The organism is Arthrobacter pullicola, from assembly GCF_014836875.1.
Taxonomy (GTDB): Bacteria; Actinomycetota; Actinomycetes; order Actinomycetales; family Micrococcaceae; genus Arthrobacter_B; species Arthrobacter_B pullicola.
On record NZ_JACSQC010000003.1, the window covers coordinates 46619 to 65122 of the forward strand.

An 18504-nucleotide genomic window follows, 5' to 3' on the forward strand; every position below is an offset into this window, starting at 1 on the left:
GCGCCCCATTTGGGCCCCCCCCACCGTTTTTTTAAGCCGAGTAGACTTGGCTTGATCCAAATTTTTCAACAAGGAGAACCATGGCCAGCTTTATAGACCGTGTTGTACTGCATGTTTCGGGCGGTGCCGGCGGCCATGGGTGTGTGTCCGTAAAGCGCGAGAAGTTCAAGCCGCTCGGCGGCCCGGACGGCGGAAACGGCGGCGACGGCGGCGACGTCATCCTGCGCGTGGACGGACAGACGACCACCCTGCTGGATTACCATCATGCACCGCACCGCCACGCAGGCAACGGCGGACCGGGCATGGGTGACTGGCGCGCCGGCAAGACGGGGGAGACCCTGATCCTTTCGGTGCCGGAAGGCACCGTGGTCAAGTCCAAGGACGGCGAAGTGCTTGCCGACCTGGTGGGCATGGGCGCCGAGTATGTGGCTGCCGCAGGCGGCCAGGGCGGGCTGGGTAACTCCTCGCTCTCCTCACAGAAGCGCAAGGCCCCCGGCTTTGCCCTCCTGGGCACCCCGGGAGATGAGCGGGACATCGTCCTGGAACTCAAGTCCATCGCCGACATCGCCCTGGTGGGCTTCCCGTCCGCCGGCAAGTCCTCGCTGATTGCGGCCATGTCCGCGGCCCGGCCCAAGATCGCCGATTACCCCTTCACCACCCTCATCCCGAACCTGGGCGTCGTGCAGGCGGGCGATGTCCGCTTCACGGTGGCAGATGTACCGGGCCTCATCGAGGGCGCGTCGGAGGGCAAGGGGCTGGGACACCACTTCCTGCGCCACGTTGAACGCTGTGCTGCCCTGGTGCATGTCCTGGACTGCGCAACCCTGGAAGGCGACCGTGACCCGCTCAGCGACCTCGACATCATCGAGGCCGAGCTGGAAAAGTACGAAGTGGACATGAGCTACGCGGGTGCCGACGGCGACGTCGTGCCCCTGAACCAGCGTCCGCGCCTGGTGGCGCTGAACAAGGTTGACGTCCCCGACGGGCGCGACATGGCCGAATTCGTCCGCCCCGAACTTGAGAAGCGCGGCTACCGGGTGTTCGAGGTCTCTGCCTCAAGCCACGAAGGCCTGCGCGAACTCGGTTTCGCCATGGCAGCAATTGTCTCCGAGGCCCGCAAGGCCGTGGCGACCGCTCCGCCGCGGATCGCACCTCCCGTGGTCCGTCCCCGTTCGGTCAACGGCAAGGGCGGCTTCACCATCCGCCGCGAGGAACGCAACCTGGAACCGCTGTTCCGTGTGATCGGTGACAAGCCGGTGCGCTGGGTCCAGCAGACCGACTTCACCAACGACGAAGCAGTGGGTTACCTGGCTGACCGGCTGGCCAAGCTCGGCGTTGAAGACCAGCTCTTCAAGGCCGGCGCCAAGCCCGGCGACGCGGTGGTTATCGGCGAGGGCGACGGCGTCGTCTTCGACTGGGAGCCGACCATGATCGGCGGCGCCGAACTCCTCGCTGCTTCACCGCGCGGATCCGACATCCGGATCGAAGAGTTCTCCCGCCCGACCCGTAACGAAAAGCGCGAGGATCACCAGCAGCGCAAGGATGCCCGCGCCGCGGCCCGTGCCGAGCTGGAAGCCGAGCGCAAGGCCGGAATCTGGACCGAATCGGTGAACTACAAGCATTCGGCTCCTCCGGCAGCGGAAGAGGACTAATCCGGTCATAGAAGCGGAGCTGGAGGGAACTTGGACATAGGGTGGATCGGTCATGAGTGAAGAAACTGAAGTACAGATCCCTCCCGTTCCCAAACGTCCGCTGAAGTCGCGGGCCGGCCTGGCCCGCGCCCGCCGCATAGTCGTGAAGGTCGGCTCCTCATCCCTGACGTCCGTTGCGGGCGGCATCTCCGATGAAGCACTGACCTCCCTTGCCGACGTCCTGGCGGCACGGCGGCGGCAGGGAACCGAAATCATCCTGGTGTCCTCCGGCGCCATCTCGGCCGGCCTGGCGCCCCTGGGCCTGTCCAAGCGGCCGGCCCAGCTGTCAACACAGCAGGCGGCCGCCAGCGTGGGCCAGGGGCTGCTGATGGCCCGGTACACCCAGGCCTTCGGCGCCCACGGCGTCACGGTCAGCCAGGTCCTGCTCACGGTGGAAGACCTGATGCGCAGGACGCACCATGCCAACGCCCACCGGGCGATGGAGCGGCTGCTGAACTTTGGCGTGGTGCCCATCGTGAATGAGAATGACACCGTCGCCAGCCATGAAATCCGCTTCGGCGACAATGACCGTCTGGCGGCGCTCGTCGCGCACCTGGTCAAGGCGGATGCCCTGATTCTGCTTTCCGACGTCGATGCGCTCTACGATGGCCCGCCGTCGGCCGGTGCGCGGCGCATTCCGGAGGTCACGGGCCTGAAGGACCTGGAAGATGTCCGGATCGGCAAGGTCGGCAAAGCCGGCGTCGGCACGGGCGGAATGGTCACCAAGGTCGAGGCCGCCACCATTGCCGCGCAGTCCGGCATTCCGGCACTGGTGACGTCCACGGAAAACGCCGCCGCGGCGCTGGCCGGTGAAGACGTCGGCACCTGGTTCGCCACCCGCGGCGTGCGCCAGCCGATCCGCCTGCTCTGGCTGGCCCACCTCGCCAGGATCCAGGGAACCCTGGTGCTTGACGACGGCGCGGCCCGGGCTGTGGGGGAGCGGCGCCGGTCGCTGCTGCCCGCGGGCGTAGTGGCTGTGGAAGGGCACTTTGAGCCCGGTGACCCGGTGGCGCTGCGCGATACCTCCGGACGCGTCCTGGCCCACGGACTGACCAATTATGCCTCCGATGAACTGCCCCAGATGCTGGGCCGCTCCACCCGCGAACTGGCCCGGGAACTCGGCCGCGGTTATGAGCGCTCGGTGGTGCACGTCAACGACCTTGTGATCCTGCAGCCACGCTCCGCCCGGGCGGACGCAGGACCCTCACTGTCACGGACCGGGCAGGCCGGCGGGGCCGCCGCTACACTGGGAGCATGACCGCCGTGAACACCACTTCCGCCACGTCCGACGACCGCGCCGGAAGTGAGGCACCCTCGCCGGAGGAAGTCGAAGCCGGCGTGCACCGTATTGCCGACCGGGCCAGGACTGCTGCCCGGCGGATGGCCCGCGCCAACCGGGCCTGGAAGGACCTCGCCCTGGAGCAGATCGCCCAGGACGTCGTCGCCAGGCGCGACGTCGTGCTCGCCGCGAACGCGGAGGACGTACGGCGGGGCCGTGAAAGCGGCACTTCCGAGGCACTGCTGGACCGTCTCACGCTGACCCCGGAACGCATCGACGGGCTCGCCGACGCGCTGCGGAACCTGGCCGGGCTGCCGGACCCCGTGGGATCGGTCGCCCGCGGCCAGACCCTGCCCAACGGGCTGCGCCTGCGGCAGGTCCATGTGCCGCTGGGCGTGGTGGGCGCCATTTACGAGGCCCGCCCCAACGTGACCGTGGACATTGCGGGACTCGCACTTAAGAGCGGGAACGCGGTGATCCTCCGCGGCGGAAGTGCCGCCGCTTCGACCAACACGGTGCTGGTGGACCTGATCCGCGACGCCCTGGACACTGTGGGACTGCCCGCGGATGCAGTCCAGAGCATCGACAGCTACGGCCGGGCCGGGGCGAACGTCCTGATGAAGGCCCGCGGGCGCGTGGATGTCCTGATTCCCCGCGGCGGCCGGGCACTGATCCAGAACGTCGTCACCAACGCAGCCGTGCCGGTCATCGAGACCGGTGAGGGCAATGTCCACATCTTCCTGGACGAGACCGCTCCCGAAGAGATGGCCGTCGACATCCTGCTCAATGCCAAGACCCAGCGCCCGAGCGTGTGCAACACGGTGGAGACCCTGCTGGTGCACAGCGGCGCCAAAGCTGCCCGTGAAGTCCTGGCAACCCTGGCGGCTTCCGGGGTGCGGCTGCACGCCGATGAGCGCATCCGGGCCATCCTGCCCGGCGGTGTCGAAGCAACAGCTGCCACGGACGAGGACTGGGGCCGCGAGTACATGGACCTGGACCTGGCCGTGGCGATGGTGGACTCCATGGACGAAGCCCTGGACCACATCCGCCGCTGGACCACCGGCCACACCGAGGCCATCATCACCAACGACCTCGCCAACGCCGAGCGTTTCATTGCTGAAATCGACTCCGCTGCCGTGATCGTCAATGCCTCCACCCGTTTCACCGACGGCGGGGAACTTGGCCTTGGCGCAGAGGTAGGCATCTCAACCCAAAAGATGCATGCGCGGGGCCCGATGGGCTTGAAGGAATTGACGACCACCAAATGGATCATCCAGGGCGAGGGGCAGGTGCGGGGCTAACGCCCTTCACCCCCGGGCCCGGACTGCGTTGTTCGGGCCGCAGACGCGTACCATTGATCTAGAAACGATGCTCTGCCGGGTTCTCCGGCGGTTGATTTAGGGAGATTCATGCTGATCCAGCTTTCCAGTGCTGCACTGATGGCGGCCGAAGTTGCCGAAGAACACGCCGAGGGCACCCCGGCGATCGTCTACGGAGCGGTCATCTTCGGCATTTTCATGGTCCTGATGTTCGCCACCATGGCGTTTACCAGCCTGGGCCACCGCCACGAAGCAGTAGCCGAGCACGTGGATCCGCAGCGCCAGCACCCGAACAAGCACGACCACGGACAGGGCATCCCCGAATAAAGGTCCCGCCCCAGGTGGAGCCGCGGGTACCGCACGCATGAACACAGCAGAAGACCTGGCTGAGGGACGACGCCGCCCCTACCGCCTTGGCGTTATGGGCGGCACGTTTGATCCCATTCACCACGGCCACCTTGTGGCGGCCAGCGAAGTGGCGGCGGTGTTCAATCTGGACGAAGTGGTCTTCGTGCCCACCGGTGAACCGTGGCACAAACCCGCCCAGGAGGTTACTCCGGCGGAGCACCGCTATCTCATGACAGTGGTCGCCACGGCTTCCAATCCGCGCTTCACGGTAAGCCGGGTGGACATCGACCGGCCCGGACCCACCTACACAATTGATACGCTAAGGGATCTGCGCCGCGCGCGCCCGGACGCCGAACTGTTCTTCATCACCGGTGCGGACGCCATGGCGCAGATCCTTTCGTGGAAGGACGTCCAGGAACTCTGGACGCTGGCCCACTTTGTTGGAGTGACCCGGCCCGGGCACGAACTGCAGAACATGGGCCGCGACGATGTCAGCCTCCTGGAGGTTCCGGCGATGGCCATTTCATCGACCGACTGCCGCCAGCGGGTCGCAGCGTCCGAGCCGGTCTGGTACCTGGTACCGGACGGGGTGGTGCAGTACATCGCCAAGCACAACCTGTACACACCTTCGCAGCAGCAGCAGGCATAGGCTGCCGGAACTGAAACCGGCAGCCTGAGCGATCAACACCGGATGGGTAGGAAATGACTAACGGTCCAGAGTCCGCAGACGCACCTCGACGCAGCCGCCGCGCGGCAGGCTCGACGGCAGATGCGGGGCACCAGGAACGGGAGTCCCAGCAGCGGGCACGGGACCGGGAAGCCCTTCGTGCTTACAAAGCGCTCACCGACAGCCAGAAGCGGCCCGATGAGTCCAGTGCCAACCCTCCCACCCGGCGGCAGCTGCGGATAGCCCAGCAGCAGGCCCAGCAGGCCGCCCGGGAAAAGACTGCGGCCGAGCAGGAGCAGAAACCGGAAACCTCCGTTCCTGTCCCGCCCCTGCCCGGAGGCACTCCCGCTGCTCCTTCGGCTGCCGCAGGTGTTGCCAGCGGCGCCCCCGCTGCTCCTCCCGCTGCCGGAGATGTGCCCGGCAAGCCTGCGGGAACACAGGCGCCGGCCGCCGGCGGCTCCGGCCGCCGTTCCGGCCCCGCAGCAGCATCCCACCAGACCAGCGAGCCGGCACCCCAGATATCGAGCCGCAGGGAACGCCGGCGGCGTGCCGCCGAAGAGCAGCCGGCACCCGTCATCAAACCCGTTACCCCGGCACCGAGCCGCGCGCCGTTAGTTCAGGCACCTGCTCAGGCACCGGTCAAGGCGCCAGCTCAGTCACCCGCGGATCCAGCCGCAGCGCTTGATGCTCAGACCGAAGCGCCCGGGCCGCGGGGAGTTAAGCGGTCCACCGGGGTCAAGTCATCCACGGGTCCTGAAAAGCTTCCCCCGTCCGCCCCGGAACCCAATGCGGACATCGCGGATATGACCGTGGAACAGGCACTGGCGGCACGGGAAGCGCTGAAGCATCAGGCGCGCAACCAGGTGGCAGCCATGGAGGCCCTGCAGCAGGCCGATCCGCAAGCCGTGGACCTGGAGCTGCTGGCGCAGCAGCGCGCTCTGGCCGAACGGGCCGCCGTCCTGAACCGGCGGACACAGAACATCCAGCGCCTGGCCCAGGAAAACGAGCAGCGCCGCTCGCCTCAGTCAGACCCAACGACTGCCCACAACCTGGCCATGGTGACTCCGCTCGAGTTCGTAGAGGTTCCGGGATTGGAGCGGCCGGTCATGAAACCGCCGGCCACGTCCCACGTGCCTGTTGTTACGTCGTCGAATCCTGCTGCTCCCTCCAATCCTGCGCCACCGCAGGCGGCGGGGGCCGGCAGGAAGGCTCCCGTCCGGCAGCCGGCGAGGGGGCACCGCCCCGGCGGCGCGCAGGCACGGACCCCGGAGCAGGCAGATGTCCGGCATTCGAGGATCCTGGCCCGCGCCGACGCACTGGTGAATGCCCCGTTGGAAGCGGACCAGGGTGCCAAGCCGATCGGTGCACGGAGCGCCTTTGGCCTGGACCCCCTGGATGTTATGACTGCCGGCCTCGGCCGCAGCCGGAGGATACGAGCCGTGTCCCTGGGAATTGTGGGTGTGGGCCTGTCGGCCCTCATCCTCGGAATAATACTGATCGTCGGCGGCCTTGGCAGCTGATACCACACAAGGAGAAACGTTGAGCGCCACCGAATCATCCATAGATATCGCCCGGACTGCGGCCAGAGCCGCATCGGCCAAGCTGGCGGATGACATCGTCGCGATCGACGTGAGCGAACGGCTGGCTATCACCGACGTTTTCCTCATCGCGTCCGCGTCGAATGAACGCCAGGTCAACGCCATCGTCGACGGCGTCGAAGAGGAGCTTGCCAAGTCGGGACTGAAGCCGGTGCGCCGCGAAGGCCGCAGCGAAGGCCGCTGGGTCCTGCTGGACTACGCCACAGTGGTGGTTCACGTCCAGCATGAGGAGGACCGGGTCTTCTACGCCCTGGAACGCCTCTGGAAGGACTGCCCCGCGGTTGACCTGCAGCTTCCCGAAGCCCCGGCAGCCGACGCCGAGTAACGTTGCTTAGTGGGGGGCAGGAGCTTCCGGCTCCGGCCCTCCCACAGCGCGAATACCAACGGTGTAGTTTGATTTTGCACTACCGCGCTTCTGTACTAAAGTAGAGGAGTTGCTTCGGCAGGGACCTAAGAATCCAGGCGGGAAAGACATTCTGAACTGCACTGATAGAGCAGTATTTCGGGGCTGTGGCGCAGCTGGTAGCGCACCTGCATGGCATGCAGGGGGTCAGGGGTTCGAGTCCCCTCAGCTCCACCGATAAACACACGGGCAGCCGTGGTTTAGGGTTGGATCGAAGGATCCGATGGAAACAAAAACTGAATTGGGGCTGTGGCGCAGCTGGTAGCGCACCTGCATGGCATGCAGGGGGTCAGGGGTTCGAGTCCCCTCAGCTCCACCAATTCGAAAAAGATTCACGAATTCGAAGAAGATTCACGAATTCGAAAAACCTGTTCCGCAGCTGCGGGGCAGGTTTTTTTGTGTCCGGGTGCCGGTGCCGGTGCAGGCGGGGTGCCTTACGGCAGCGGACGCCCGGATATGAAAAGGTGGGCGCGTGAGTATTGAACAACCTGCCCCCGGAGAACCCCGCCGTCCCCACGGACCGCGGGATCCCGGCGATGCCTGGGTGGTCGCAGAAACCGGTGAGCGGTACTGGGGGCGCTTTGGCGCCGCCGGCCTGCTTGCCTTCGACCCGGCACGCGGGATCCTGCTGCAGCACCGGGTTACCTGGAGTCATCACGGCGACACGTGGGCGCTGCCGGGAGGTGCACGGCACGAGCACGAACCGGCGCTGGCGGCGGCCCTGCGGGAATCTGCCGAGGAAGCCGGTGTACCGGCAACAGCCATCCGGCCCAGACTCATGAGTGTGCTGGACCTGGGGATCTGGTCCTACGCCACGATCGTCGGGGATGTCACCGTCCCCTTTGAACCCGTCATCAGCGATCCCGAAAGCCATGAACTTGCCTGGGTGGCGCCCGACGACGTTGCCGGGCTGCCGCTGCACCCCGGGTTTGCCGCGTCCTGGCAGCGCCTGCGGCCATTGCTTGACGTCCGCCCTGTGGTTGTTGTTGATGCAGCCAACGTGATCGGCTCGGTGCCGGACGGCTGGTGGAAGGACCGGGCAGGCGCAGCGGCCCGGCTGCTGGACGCCGCGGCCGCCGCTTCGGGTCGCGGGCTTCCGGCCTCCCTGCTCGGCCTTCCGGAAGACCTCTGGTATCCCGAGCTGGTGGTGGTGCTGGAGGGGCAGGCCCGGTCCGCTCCGGACCCCGCAGGTCCCATTCGGGTTGTCCGTGCCGACGGCCCGGGTGATGACACGATTGCCGCCGTTACGGAACAGCTGGTGGCTGATGGACGGACGGTCACCGTGGCTACGAGTGACCGTGAGCTGGCGGAGCGCAGCCGCGGCGCCGGTGCTTCCGTCATCGGCGCCGGTGGATTCAGGGACCTGCTCGGCTACTGAGGAGCCCGGCGCCGCTCATGGACCCAGGACCCGGTCCAGGTACGGATTGGCGAACACACGGCCGGGGTCGAGCCGGTCCCGCAGGGCCAGGAAATCCCTGAAGCGGGGATAGCGCTGCTCCAGGGCCGCGGCATCGAGGCCGTGCAGCTTGCCCCAGTGCGGCCGGCCGCCGTGAGCGAGCATCACTTCCTCCACGGCCCCGAAGTATTCGGCCGGATCTTCCCGGTAGTAACGGTGTACGGCGATGTAGGCGGTGTCCCGGCCGTAGGCGGTGGAGAGCCAGCGGTCGTCAGCGGCGGCCCAGCGGACTTCCACCGGAAAGGAGATCCGCCAGCGGTTTTTCTTCAGCAGAGTCTGCAGCGCCTCGAACGCCGCGGGCAGCAGATCAGCGGGCAGCCCGTATTCCATTTCACGGAAGCGCACCGTGCGCCGCTGGGTAAAGACCTTCGGCGCGAAATCGGCATAGTCCCGGCCGCCCAGCAGCCGTGCCGCGGCGCGGTTGACGGCCGGCACCACCGCGGGAGCAAGAGTTCCGGCCGCGCAGGCTGCCCGGAACACCGTGTTGGAGAGCAGCGACTCATCCACCCACCGGCCCAGCGGCGGCAACGGCCGGCGCGGCACGGAGCCCGCCAGCCGGGTGTTGCTCTTCGTGGCAGCCCGGTCGGTATGCGGGAACCAGTAGAACTCAAAGTGGTCGGTGCCCAGGACCCGTTCGGTCAGTTCTTCGAGCACACCTGCCAGCGGCTCGGATCGTTCCTCGGCACGCAGCACGAACGCCGGTACACACTGCAGGGTCACCTCGGCAATGACGCCAAGGGCCCCCAGGCTCAGAGCCGCCGCCGGCAGCAGGGGATCGCTGGCGTCCAGGGTGAGCAGGCCGCCGTCGGGCTGTACCAGGGTCAGTCCTGCCACCTGGGTGGCAAGGCCGCCGAAGGCTGCGCCGGTCCCGTGGGTGCCCGTGGAGACGGCACCGGCAATGGACTGGCGGTCAATGTCGCCGAGGTTCGGCATCGCCAGGCCGTAGGGAGCGAGGAGTCCCGGAATCCGGTGCAGACGGGTTCCGGCCAGCAGCCGAACCTGGCCGCGGGCCGTGTCCACACCGAGCAGTCCCTGCAGCTGGGCCAGATCCAGCAGCAGGCCGGGAGCTTCGGCGATGCCGGTAAAGCTGTGTCCGGCGCCAACAGCCTTGACCCGCTGCCCGGCACCCGCGGCGGATGCCACCAGGCGCTGAAGTTCGGGGAGGGAGCGGGGAGCCTCGACCCGTTCCGGGCGGACGCTGACGGTCCGGCCCCAGTTCCGCCACTCCAGCCGTTGGCGCTGTTCCTGTCGAGTTTTGACCCGCCTGGTCACAGGAACGCCTTTCCCTCGCCGCGGTAGGTGGGCAGCACGCCAACCACAACGCCGTCGTGGACCACCTGGAACTCGTTGACGCGCTCGGAAAGTTCGCCGCTCTTGGCGTGCCGCAGCCAGACCCGGCCGCTGACGCTGAGGTCAGCTGCCGCGCTGCCGGTGAGCGGGGTCTGCACTTCACCGGCTCCCTCCCGCGGCAGCAGCTTCAGGCCCGGTGGCCAGGCCACCTGCGGAACGCGGCTGGCGCCGGGCGGGCCGGAGGCGATCCAGCCGCCGCCCAGGACGGTTGCGGTGTCCGGCTTGGGGCGGCGCACCACATCCAGTGCGACGGCGGCAGCGGGGGCGGGGGAGAAGGCCCGGTAAGTGTCAAACAGGTGCCCGGCGAACAATCCGGAGCCAACGGTAATCTCCGTGATCGAAGGATCCCGGCCCGTTGCCTCGACGGATCCGGTGCCGCCGCCGTTGACGAATTCCAGGTCCGCCAGCTGCCTGAGCCCGCGGACGATTACTCCGCGGCGTTCCGTCAGCTCGGCCATGGACCGGGCCTGGATCCAGCGCATCAGCTGGTTGGCCGGCAGGGCACCGGGAACCGCATCCCCGACGCCGGCGATCTGCCCTTCGTACATCATCAGTCCCACCAGGGTGAATCCCGGGCGGGCGAGGATGCGGCGGGCCAGTGCAAGGGCCTGTTCCGGCGCGTGCAGGGGGGAGCGGCGGGTGCCGATAAACCCGAGCACCGGTGCCTGCCAGGAGGCATCTGCGTCCAGGCAGACTCGCACCAGGGGGCGCCTCCCGGGAGGAACCAGGGAATCGACCAGGTCCAGCTGCGCCTCGTCATCGACCATCAGCGTGATCCGGGAAGCCAGCCGTTCATCGGCAAGCAGCCGTTTCAGCGCATTCCGGTCGGCCGAGGGGTAGCCCACGACGACGTCGCTGCAGCGTTCTGCCAGCCACAGCGCCTCCGGCAGGGTAAACGCGAAGATGCCGCTGAATCCCGGCAGCTCGAGCAGGGCGTCCAGCACCGCCCGGACGCGGATGGACTTGCTAGCGACGCGAAGCGGGAGGCCGCCGGCCCGCCGGAGCAGGTCGCGGGCATTAAAGCGCAGGGCATCGAGCCCCAGTACCGCCACCGGCGCATCCAGGTGCGCGACGGCGGCGCTCAGCGAGGGCCAGTAGGTTCCCGGATCCCGCCAGGGTTCCGCGTCGGCTGGTACGCCGAGGCCGAGGGCGGCGTGCCGGGGGCCGGCACCCTCCGCCGGGCTGCCGGCCCCCGGGGGATTCTCCGCCGGGGCACCGGCAGCCCCGGGTTCGGGCGCCGGGTCACTGAATCTCATGCCTGGATACTAGCCATGCATCAGCTCCCGCGCCCGGAACCCGCCGGGGAAGCTAGCCCTTCAGCCCGCCCTCCAGATAAGCGAGCAGCGACTCACGGACGAACGCTGCCCCGTCGGGTCCACCGTAGTTGGCGGCGAACCGCGGATCGGCCACGTACATGTCGGCCAGGCCCCGTACATACCCGGACAGGTTTTCCGGATCGGTGGGAGCGCCGGGCACTCCCTTCAGCCAGTCGATGTGGCGGGCCGCAAGTCCCTGGGCAGCTGGACCGGTGGGGTCGGTGCCCTGCGCTGCCGCCTCGGTCCAGGCCTGTCCCAGCGCTTCCGTCTCGGCCCGCCACTGGGTCCGCTCGCCGTCGGGAAGGTTTCGCCACCACTCATCCGAGCGGGCATAGGCCTCCTGGCCCCATTTTTGCTCTACTTCCTCCTTGTATTCCCTGTGGTCAAAGCCATCGAATGCTCTGTCCGCCATGATGTCCTTCCCTTCCTCCAAAGCTGTGATGGTCCGTTGCACTGAGGCGATCTGCCGTCCCAGCCGGTCCCTGTCCTTTCGAAGCCAGTCCAGGTGCGTCCGCAGCGCGGCGGCTGCGTCAACGTCGCGTTCCAGGACCGCGGCAATGCCATCCAGCCCGACGCCCAGTCCGCGCAGCAGCAGAATGCGCTGCAGCCGGATGAGTGCCGCCTGGTCGTAGTAGCGGTAGCCATTGGACCCAATGCGCGACGGCGGCAAAAGGCCAACGGCGTCGTAGTGCCGCAGGGTGCGGCTGGTTGTTCCGGCCAGCCGCGCGACTTCCTGCACGGACCATTCGCTGCGTCCGGGGCCTGGTTTCTGGCTCATGCCTCAACGCTACAAGTTGACGCCGCGTCAATGTCAACCGGCGACCATCCAATCGGCCGCCAGCCATCGGGCCACCATCAACCGGCCAGCGCAGCGGCCAGTTCCCGGAGCCGTTCGCCGTCAGCTGCCACCAGGGCATCAGCGGTCGCCAGCAGCCCGCGGATGTTCTCCGGGCTGGCGTTGTCCAGGGCATGGTCCACCCCGGGAAGCAGCCGGGTCTGTACCCGGACATATCCCGTGCCCAGCGCGGAGGCGAGCAGGTGACGGGTGAGCAGTCCGGGTGCCCCGTAGAGTGATTCGACTATTGGTTCCAAGGCGGCCAGCTGTTCGGGATGGGCCAGCTGCGCCAGGGAACTTGCTTCGAGGGAACCGCCGCCTGCCTGGAGGCCGGTGCCCAGGGAGACCAGGAGGATTTCCTCCGTCCCTCCGGAGCGCCGCTGCTGAACCAGTGCCAGCGCCAGTGCCACGAACGCCGGATCATTGGCCGCCAGTCCTCCGTCCACCAGGAGGCGGTCGACGCCGTCCGGCCCGGCATAGCGCACCGGTTCGAAGTACGTGGGCGCGGCGGACGTTGCCAGTGCGGCCAGCGACATCCGTGCGTCGCCGAGGGGGTGCTGGCCCAGCCCGCCGCCGCTGAAGAGCAGGCCGGCGAAGTGGGCCAGGTCCACCGTGACCACCGCAACCGGCTTCAGCGCCTGGGAGAGCCTCCGGTCGCTGAAGTACTGGTCCAGGTACCGGCGCAGCGGCTCGGACGAATAGCGTGCCTCCCGGGCCGGTCCTGCGGAAGCCTGTTCTGCTGAACCGGTGCTCAGGCGGCGTCCCTGACCGGAGAATATTTCCGCACCGTGGTCGACGTAGAGGCTGCGCAGGGCAGCCGCGCTGTGCGGGGTTTTGCCCTGGGCAGGGCAGGCGAGGCCCAGAGCCAGGATGCCGCCGGTGGAGGTGCCCACCATAATGTCGAACAGATCAGCGGTGTGCCTGCCCGTAAGCTCCTCGAGCTTCATCAGCCAGGCCGCGGGAATGATGCCGCGGATTCCTCCGCCGTCGATGGACAGGACTCGGATCACGGCTGCTCCTGGGGGCTGGCGTTGCGGGACCGGTTCTGCCAGCAATGCTCCGCCCGGAGACTGGACCGGTCAACGGGGCCGGGCTGCATCGGTACGTCAACCGGAGTCATCAGGCTCATCCGGAAGCGTCACATAGCTGCACCGGCCGCGCCCCGGAGACACCGCTCAGGGTTTTGCCAGCAAGACGGGTTACGCTGGTCACATCTGCAGAGCAAATGCTCTACCTTCGCGGCTGGGAAGTCGAAGACCACCAGAGGCGCTATGAGCATTGCTGCACAGTCCCGCACGGCCGGAAACACAGGCCGCACCCCCCGAAACCGGGATAACCCGGTCACCAGCAGCTACTCGGCGCTGCTGAAAATCATCCGGGACGAGGGACTGCTCAAGCGGCGCCGGGCCTTCTACATCACCACCTTCGCTTTCCTGTGCGCCGGCCTGATTGCCGCCGGCACAGGGTTCTTCCTGATCGGTGAGAGCTGGTTCCAGCTGCTGATCGCAGCCGCGCTGGGCATCCTGTTGACACAGATCGCGTTCATCACCCACGAAGCCTCGCACCGCCAGGTGTTCGAGTCCGGACCCGCGAACGACCGGGCCGGCCGCTTCCTGGCCAACGCCGTCGTCGGCATCAGCTACCAGTGGTGGATGAACAAGCACAACCGTCATCACGCCAACCCCAATACGGTTGGCAAGGACCCGGATATTGAGATGGATACCATCTCCTTCCAGGTCGAGCAGGCAGAAACCCGTAAGGGCCTGATGGCCTGGCTGACCCGCCGGCAGGGCTGGCTGTTTTTCCCGCTGCTGCTCCTTGAGGGCATCAACCTGCATGCGACGTCGATTCGGCACCTGTTCTCCAAGAACAAGGTCAAGGGCCGCTACACCGAGATCACCCTGGTATTCCTGCGCCTGGGCCTCTACATCGGCGCAGTGTTCTTCTTCCTTCCGGTGGGTATGGCATTCGCCTTCCTCGGCGTGCAGCTGGGCGTCTTCGGTGTCTACATGGGCGCTTCCTTCGCACCGAACCACAAAGGTATGCCGCTGATCCCGCGGGATTCCAAGGTGGACTTCCTCAGCCGGCAGGTCCTGACCTCGCGCAACATCACCGGCCGGGGCATGAGCACGTTTATGGGCGGGTTGAACTACCAGGTGGAACACCACCTCTTCCCGAGCATGCCCCGCCCGCACCTGGCACGGGCCAGCGAGATCGTCAAGGAACACTGTGCCAAGCACAAGATTCCTTACACGGAGGCCACCATCACCGAGTCCTACGGCATTGTGGTGCGCTATCTGAACCGGGTTGGCCTGGCCGCCCGGGATCCGTTCGACTGCCCTGTCCGGTCCCAGTACCGGTAGCCCAGCCAGCATCTGACAGACTGAAACCATGTCTTCGACTCCTCTCCCAGGCCTCCCCGCAGTCAAACGGACCAAGGACCAGGCGATCCATATCGGCGCCCGTCTCGAGGACCGGCTGCACGCCTACCGGATGGAACGCGTACGTAAACGGGGCGGAGTCCAGACGGTGCTCTCCTTTACCGGTTATGGATCCACCACCTGGGTGCGGGTACTGGGCAGGGTGGTACTGGCCAAGCCTGGAAAGCTCTCAGCCCGCAGCGGCGAATCCGCCAAGGCACTGCGCGACGGCGTGCGCGGCTGGCGCAACTTCACGTCTCCGCCGGTTAATGACGCTGTTGTCTGCATTGAAGTGGGCACCGAGAAACATCTGGTGACGGCGGACCGCGGCGGCGTCATCGACGTCGTGCTCCCTGCCTCCCTGTCCCCGGGCTGGACCACAGTGACGCTGCGGCCTGAGTCGGAGCCTGAGGCCCCGGCGGCCGTGTCGCCGGTGTTCATCGTGGACCCCCAGGCCCGTACCGGGGTCATCTCCGACATCGACGACACGATTATGGTGACGGCGCTGCCGCGGCCGCTGCTCGCGGCGTGGAACACTTTTGTGCTGGACGAGCACGCCCGCACGCCTACTCCCGGCATGGCCGTGATGATGGACCGGCTGGCGCGGGAGAGTGAAGCGGGTCCGGTGTTCTACCTGTCCACCGGTGCCTGGAACGTTGCGCCGGCCCTCACGCGCTTTATCACCCGCAACCTGTATCCGGCGGGCCCGCTGCTGCTCACGGATTGGGGACCGACCAGGGACCGATGGTTCCGCAGCGGTCCGGAGCACAAACGCACTCAGCTGGAACGGCTCGCCGTTGAGTTCCCCGAGGTCAGCTGGCTCCTGATCGGGGACAACGGGCAGCACGATGAGCAGATCTACGCAGAGTTCAGCCGGAGCCACCCGCAGAACGTAAGGGCCGTAGCTATCCGGGAACTGTCACCGGGTGAAGCCGTGCTGGCCGGCGGACGGTCGGCGGGCCGGGGCGGGGAGCAGCCCCGGGATATTCCCTGGATCTACGCACCGGACGGCGCAGGTATGTCGCGCCAGCTGTCGGAGCTTGGCCTGCTGCCCGACGCAGGCTAACCCCCGCATGTGATTAGCTATTGAAAATCGATAGCTAACCGCTGATAATCGATTTATGAATCGACCGGTGCGGGTACAGCTGCGAGTCCTTCTGGTCCTGATGTTCCTGCTCATCCTTTTGGCCCAGGCCGTTCTCTTCCCAACGATGGGTGCAGAAATGGCTGCGTCGTTCCCTGAGTACGCGCACCTGCTGGTGCCGTATGTTTCGGTGGTTGTCTGTGGACTCGCGTGTGTCCAGATCGCAGTGCTGGCAGCCTGGTGTCTGGTCGGGATGACTGTCCAGGGCCGTCCGGTCACGCCCCGGGCGCTGGCCTGCGCAACCGTCATGGCCGCCGCCAGCGGAACTGCCACCCTTCTGGCCGTACTGCTGGCCTGGCACCTCTTTGAAGTGGTGCAGCAGGGGAATCCTGCGACCCTCTTTGGGCTGGGATCCGCCGTCATCACCGGGACGGCGATGACGGTGATGTCGCTCCGCGTTCGAGGCCGGTTGGGCGCTTCCATGGCAGCGGAAGCGGGAACGCCTGCGTCGGACAGGGGACGCGGTAACCGGGTCTGAGGGCCTTACGGCTGGTCTTCCTCGGTACGGATCGTGCGCATGATCCGTCGCAGGCTCATGGCCAGCGAAGCCGTGGCGTCAATGGGGGTGTCCGGCGAAGCGGAGCTGTTCATCCGGCGCACCAGCGCCTGGACTGCATCCACCGCCTCCTGATACTCCTCCGTGTCGGCATCCCAGGTCTCGACCGCTTCGGCGCTGGCAAGCAGGGCACGTTCCAGGGCCTCCGCGACGGTCCCGGGAACCGGCGTATCCTCCGGGGTCTGCCAGATGGCGGTGGCGAGCACCTCCGTCATGTCCTCCACGTACAGGGTGACGCGTTCCATGGCACGCAGGGCGCGGAAATCGGCACTGAGATCCCGCTGGTGGCGCCGCCGCCGCAGATTGCCGTGCCGGCTGGAGTCTGCCAGCTGCACTGCTTCACGCACTTCGCGGCTAAAGGCAACCAATTCGGTGCGCCGGTTGGACCAGTCCTCGTGTTCCGGCGGCCAGCTTTCTCCGACGGCCAGGCCCATCTCCCGGAGCTGTTTTGCCAGGTTCAACCGCAGCGCCGCCAGCCCGTCCACGGCACCGTTCAGGTGCAGCGGCGGGAAGACAACGGCGTTGACAATCAGGCCCACCAGTACGCCCACGCCCATTTGGACTCCGTAACCGTAGGAATAACCGTCAGGGTCATCCCCGCCCAGGACCAGGACGAACAAAGCTGCGACCGGGAGATAGTCCCGGCCCGCCCCGAGCCGCGGAATACCTGCGAGCAGGACCCCGACGCCCACAATCAGGGCAATCGTCCAAACCGTGGGCCCGCCGAACAGCAGGGCGACCAGCGCCAGTCCGATTCCCGTAACCAGCCCGATCAGGGTCTGGATCCCGGCCCGTGCCGAGCCGGAAACGGTGGGGTACATGCTCACCAAAGCACCCAGCGGTGCGTAGTAGGGGTACTGGGATGCCACGCCGGGCACCAGCGGGGCTATGGTCCAGGCGATCCCCACCGCCAGTGCGGCTTTCAATGCCAGCTGGAGCCGCGTATAGCGCAGCATGCCTGTCAGCCGGTTGGATACAGCGGCCAAGGACGGTTTGGGTAGGGATTTCCCTCGCAGTGCCATTTGGCCAGTATGTCCTGCTGCGCTGGGTGCGTCGATTTATGGGACCTGCCCCACAGGCCGGAGTGTACGGTCTAGACCGGCGGTGAGCTGTGACCCGGTTCTTCCCGGGCGGGGGAGATGCTGATGCCCTGCAGGACTTCGGCGAGCCGGTCCAGGAAGACCCTGGTCCGCGGCAGCTGCCGGTCATTGAGCAGCAGAGCAAAGATACTGCGCGCGAGCCGGATCTCGGGGACATCCAGGACCACGACGCCGTCCTGCCGGCCCCGCATCGCAAGCTCGGGTACCAGCGCCGCACCGATTCCTGCGGAGGCCATCTCAAGGCTCGCGTTGAAGTCGTCACAGTAGGCGGCGACGCGTGGATGCAGGCTGCAGCTGGCGAACAGCCTTTCGATCACCAGGGCATCCGGGGTACCGGGATGGTGCATGATCCAGGGCATGTCTGAAAGCTGTTCGGCGGAGACCTTGGCGCCGGGCTGTATGCCCCACTGGGCCGGCAGGACCACGCGGAAGTTATCATCACCAAGCCACTGACGGGTGACGGTGGCGGGCCAGGCCAGCCCGCCCTGCCCAACCTGGAAGACCAGTGCGACGTCCAGCTCTCCGCCTGAGCGCAGGCCCTGAATCGTCTGGCCCGGCTCCGCGACGAAGATCTTGAGGTTGATGCCGAGGTCCCGCCAGTCGGGGGAGCCCACCAGCCGGGGGAGGGCAAAGGTGGCAAGGCTGGGGAAGATGCCCAGGCGCAGAACATGTTCCGTGCCGGCTTCGGCCCGCGCCGCAGCAGCGAGCAGGGCATCCATATCGGTCAGCACCTTCGCGGCATGGCGGGACATCACGACGGCGGCCTCAGTGGGAACGGCCGCCCGCGCCGAGCGCTCGAAAAGCCTGGTGCCGGTATCGCGCTCCAGGGCAGACATTTGCTGGGACACAGCGGATGGTGTGTAACCCAGGTGCACTGCGGCCGCGGCGAAGGATCCGGACCGGATGACCTCCAGGAGTGTCTTGAGATGGATCGGATTGACCACGATGCCCTCCCTTTGCTCTCCTTGGTGCCCTGAACCGCCGTCGACCACCATATCTAGTGGTGCCACCTACTACGGACG

General features: G+C 67.0%; 17 protein-coding genes and 2 tRNA genes. 13 read left to right on the plus strand and 6 right to left on the minus strand.

Annotation, left to right across the window (positions count from 1 at the left end; all coding sequences use genetic code 11):
• Window positions 1-80 precede the first annotated feature (80 nt).
• From obgE to H9638_RS06525, 10 genes are all read left to right on the plus strand, one after another.
• Window positions 81-1652: a GTPase ObgE gene (gene obgE / locus H9638_RS06480; RefSeq protein ID WP_191746415.1), complete on the plus strand. Its 1572-nt coding sequence runs from the start codon at window positions 81-83 to the stop codon at window positions 1650-1652.
• A 52-nt stretch (window positions 1653-1704) separates the two neighbouring features.
• On the plus strand, window positions 1705-2949 hold the full coding sequence (gene proB, locus H9638_RS06485) for a glutamate 5-kinase (protein ID WP_191746416.1): 1245 nt from the start codon (window positions 1705-1707) through the stop codon (window positions 2947-2949).
• Window positions 2946-4271: a glutamate-5-semialdehyde dehydrogenase gene (locus H9638_RS06490; RefSeq protein ID WP_191746417.1), complete on the plus strand. Its 1326-nt coding sequence runs from the start codon at window positions 2946-2948 to the stop codon at window positions 4269-4271. Before proB ends, H9638_RS06490 begins: the two co-directional genes overlap by 4 nt.
• 108 nt (window positions 4272-4379) lie before the next feature.
• On the plus strand, window positions 4380-4616 hold the full coding sequence (locus tag H9638_RS06495; protein ID WP_191746418.1) for a hypothetical protein: 237 nt from the start codon (window positions 4380-4382) through the stop codon (window positions 4614-4616).
• Between the two features lie 37 nt (window positions 4617-4653).
• Complete coding sequence (nadD, locus tag H9638_RS06500) at window positions 4654-5286, plus strand: nicotinate-nucleotide adenylyltransferase (protein WP_191746419.1); 633 nt, start codon at window positions 4654-4656, stop codon at window positions 5284-5286.
• A 53-nt stretch (window positions 5287-5339) separates the two neighbouring features.
• The gene (locus tag H9638_RS06505; RefSeq protein WP_191746420.1) at window positions 5340-6824 is read left to right on the plus strand and encodes a hypothetical protein; all 1485 of its coding nucleotides are present in this window, start codon (window positions 5340-5342) and stop codon (window positions 6822-6824) included.
• A 19-nt stretch (window positions 6825-6843) separates the two neighbouring features.
• On the plus strand, window positions 6844-7227 hold the full coding sequence (gene rsfS / locus H9638_RS06510; protein WP_191746421.1) for a ribosome silencing factor: 384 nt from the start codon (window positions 6844-6846) through the stop codon (window positions 7225-7227).
• A 179-nt stretch (window positions 7228-7406) separates the two neighbouring features.
• Window positions 7407-7479 (plus strand) — tRNA-Ala (locus H9638_RS06515).
• Between the two features lie 69 nt (window positions 7480-7548).
• Window positions 7549-7624: transfer RNA gene (locus H9638_RS06520), tRNA-Ala, on the plus strand.
• Between the two features lie 153 nt (window positions 7625-7777).
• The gene (locus H9638_RS06525; protein ID WP_191746422.1) at window positions 7778-8683 is read left to right on the plus strand and encodes an NUDIX domain-containing protein; all 906 of its coding nucleotides are present in this window, start codon (window positions 7778-7780) and stop codon (window positions 8681-8683) included.
• Window positions 8684-8698: 15 nt separating this feature from the next.
• Here the strand turns inward: H9638_RS06525 and H9638_RS06530 are convergent, their stop codons facing one another.
• The 4 genes from H9638_RS06530 to H9638_RS06545 all read right to left on the minus strand — a co-directional run bounded on the left by H9638_RS06530 (window position 8699) and on the right by H9638_RS06545 (window position 13272).
• A complete protein-coding gene (locus tag H9638_RS06530; protein WP_318241804.1) occupies window positions 8699-10033 on the minus strand; it encodes a D-arabinono-1,4-lactone oxidase in 1335 nt (444 codons plus the stop codon).
• A complete protein-coding gene (locus tag H9638_RS06535; protein ID WP_191746423.1) occupies window positions 10030-11367 on the minus strand; it encodes a type III PLP-dependent enzyme domain-containing protein in 1338 nt (445 codons plus the stop codon). The genes H9638_RS06530 and H9638_RS06535 overlap by 4 nt, the downstream gene beginning before the upstream one ends.
• A 52-nt stretch (window positions 11368-11419) precedes the next feature.
• The gene (locus H9638_RS06540) at window positions 11420-12205 is read right to left on the minus strand and encodes a MerR family transcriptional regulator (protein ID WP_191746424.1); all 786 of its coding nucleotides are present in this window, start codon (window positions 12203-12205) and stop codon (window positions 11420-11422) included.
• Between the two features lie 77 nt (window positions 12206-12282).
• Window positions 12283-13272: a patatin-like phospholipase family protein gene (locus H9638_RS06545; RefSeq protein ID WP_191746425.1), complete on the minus strand. Its 990-nt coding sequence runs from the start codon at window positions 13270-13272 to the stop codon at window positions 12283-12285.
• A gap of 261 nt (window positions 13273-13533) precedes the next feature.
• Here H9638_RS06545 and H9638_RS06550 point away from each other — a divergent pair, with 261 nt between their 5' ends.
• The 3 genes from H9638_RS06550 to H9638_RS06560 are packed head-to-tail and all read left to right on the plus strand — an operon-like array spanning window position 13534 to window position 16304.
• A complete protein-coding gene (locus H9638_RS06550; protein ID WP_191746426.1) occupies window positions 13534-14625 on the plus strand; it encodes a fatty acid desaturase family protein in 1092 nt (363 codons plus the stop codon).
• A 28-nt stretch (window positions 14626-14653) separates the two neighbouring features.
• A complete protein-coding gene (locus H9638_RS06555; RefSeq protein WP_191746427.1) occupies window positions 14654-15748 on the plus strand; it encodes an App1 family protein in 1095 nt (364 codons plus the stop codon).
• 55 nt (window positions 15749-15803) lie between these two features.
• Window positions 15804-16304 (plus strand): DUF2975 domain-containing protein, encoded by a 501-nt coding sequence (locus H9638_RS06560; protein WP_191746428.1) that lies wholly within the window; start codon window positions 15804-15806, stop codon window positions 16302-16304.
• 5 nt (window positions 16305-16309) lie between these two features.
• Here the strand turns inward: H9638_RS06560 and H9638_RS06565 are convergent, their stop codons facing one another.
• Together H9638_RS06565 and H9638_RS06570 are read right to left on the minus strand one after the other, a co-directional pair.
• Window positions 16310-17338, minus strand: a complete 1029-nt coding sequence (locus H9638_RS06565; RefSeq protein WP_191746812.1) for an FUSC family protein — start codon at window positions 17336-17338, stop codon at window positions 16310-16312.
• A gap of 137 nt (window positions 17339-17475) precedes the next feature.
• Window positions 17476-18426 carry a LysR family transcriptional regulator gene (locus H9638_RS06570; RefSeq protein WP_191746429.1) on the minus strand — a complete coding sequence of 317 codons (951 nt, stop codon included), beginning with the start codon at window positions 18424-18426 and terminating at the stop codon, window positions 17476-17478.
• Window positions 18427-18504: the final 78 nt, after the last annotated feature.

Excerpts from the sequence above, each read along its gene's own strand:
- obgE (WP_191746415.1), top strand. The coding sequence starts at position 81 with ATGGCCAGCTTTATAGACCGTGTTGTACTGCATGTTTCGGGCGGTGCC.
- H9638_RS06560 (WP_191746428.1), top strand. The coding sequence starts at position 15,804 with ATGAATCGACCGGTGCGGGTACAGCTGCGAGTCCTTCTGGTCCTGATG.
- H9638_RS06550 (WP_191746426.1), top strand. The coding sequence starts at position 13,534 with ATGAGCATTGCTGCACAGTCCCGCACGGCCGGAAACACAGGCCGCACC.
- H9638_RS06535 (WP_191746423.1), bottom strand. The coding sequence starts at position 11,367 with ATGAGATTCAGTGACCCGGCGCCCGAACCCGGGGCTGCCGGTGCCCCG.
- H9638_RS06495 (WP_191746418.1), top strand. The coding sequence starts at position 4,380 with ATGCTGATCCAGCTTTCCAGTGCTGCACTGATGGCGGCCGAAGTTGCC.
- H9638_RS06540 (WP_191746424.1), bottom strand. The coding sequence starts at position 12,205 with ATGAGCCAGAAACCAGGCCCCGGACGCAGCGAATGGTCCGTGCAGGAA.
- H9638_RS06555 (WP_191746427.1), top strand. The coding sequence starts at position 14,654 with ATGTCTTCGACTCCTCTCCCAGGCCTCCCCGCAGTCAAACGGACCAAG.
- proB (WP_191746416.1), top strand. The coding sequence starts at position 1,705 with ATGAGTGAAGAAACTGAAGTACAGATCCCTCCCGTTCCCAAACGTCCG.
- H9638_RS06490 (WP_191746417.1), top strand. The coding sequence starts at position 2,946 with ATGACCGCCGTGAACACCACTTCCGCCACGTCCGACGACCGCGCCGGA.
- H9638_RS06565 (WP_191746812.1), bottom strand. The coding sequence starts at position 17,338 with ATGCTGCGCTATACGCGGCTCCAGCTGGCATTGAAAGCCGCACTGGCG.
- nadD (WP_191746419.1), top strand. The coding sequence starts at position 4,654 with ATGAACACAGCAGAAGACCTGGCTGAGGGACGACGCCGCCCCTACCGC.
- H9638_RS06505 (WP_191746420.1), top strand. The coding sequence starts at position 5,340 with ATGACTAACGGTCCAGAGTCCGCAGACGCACCTCGACGCAGCCGCCGC.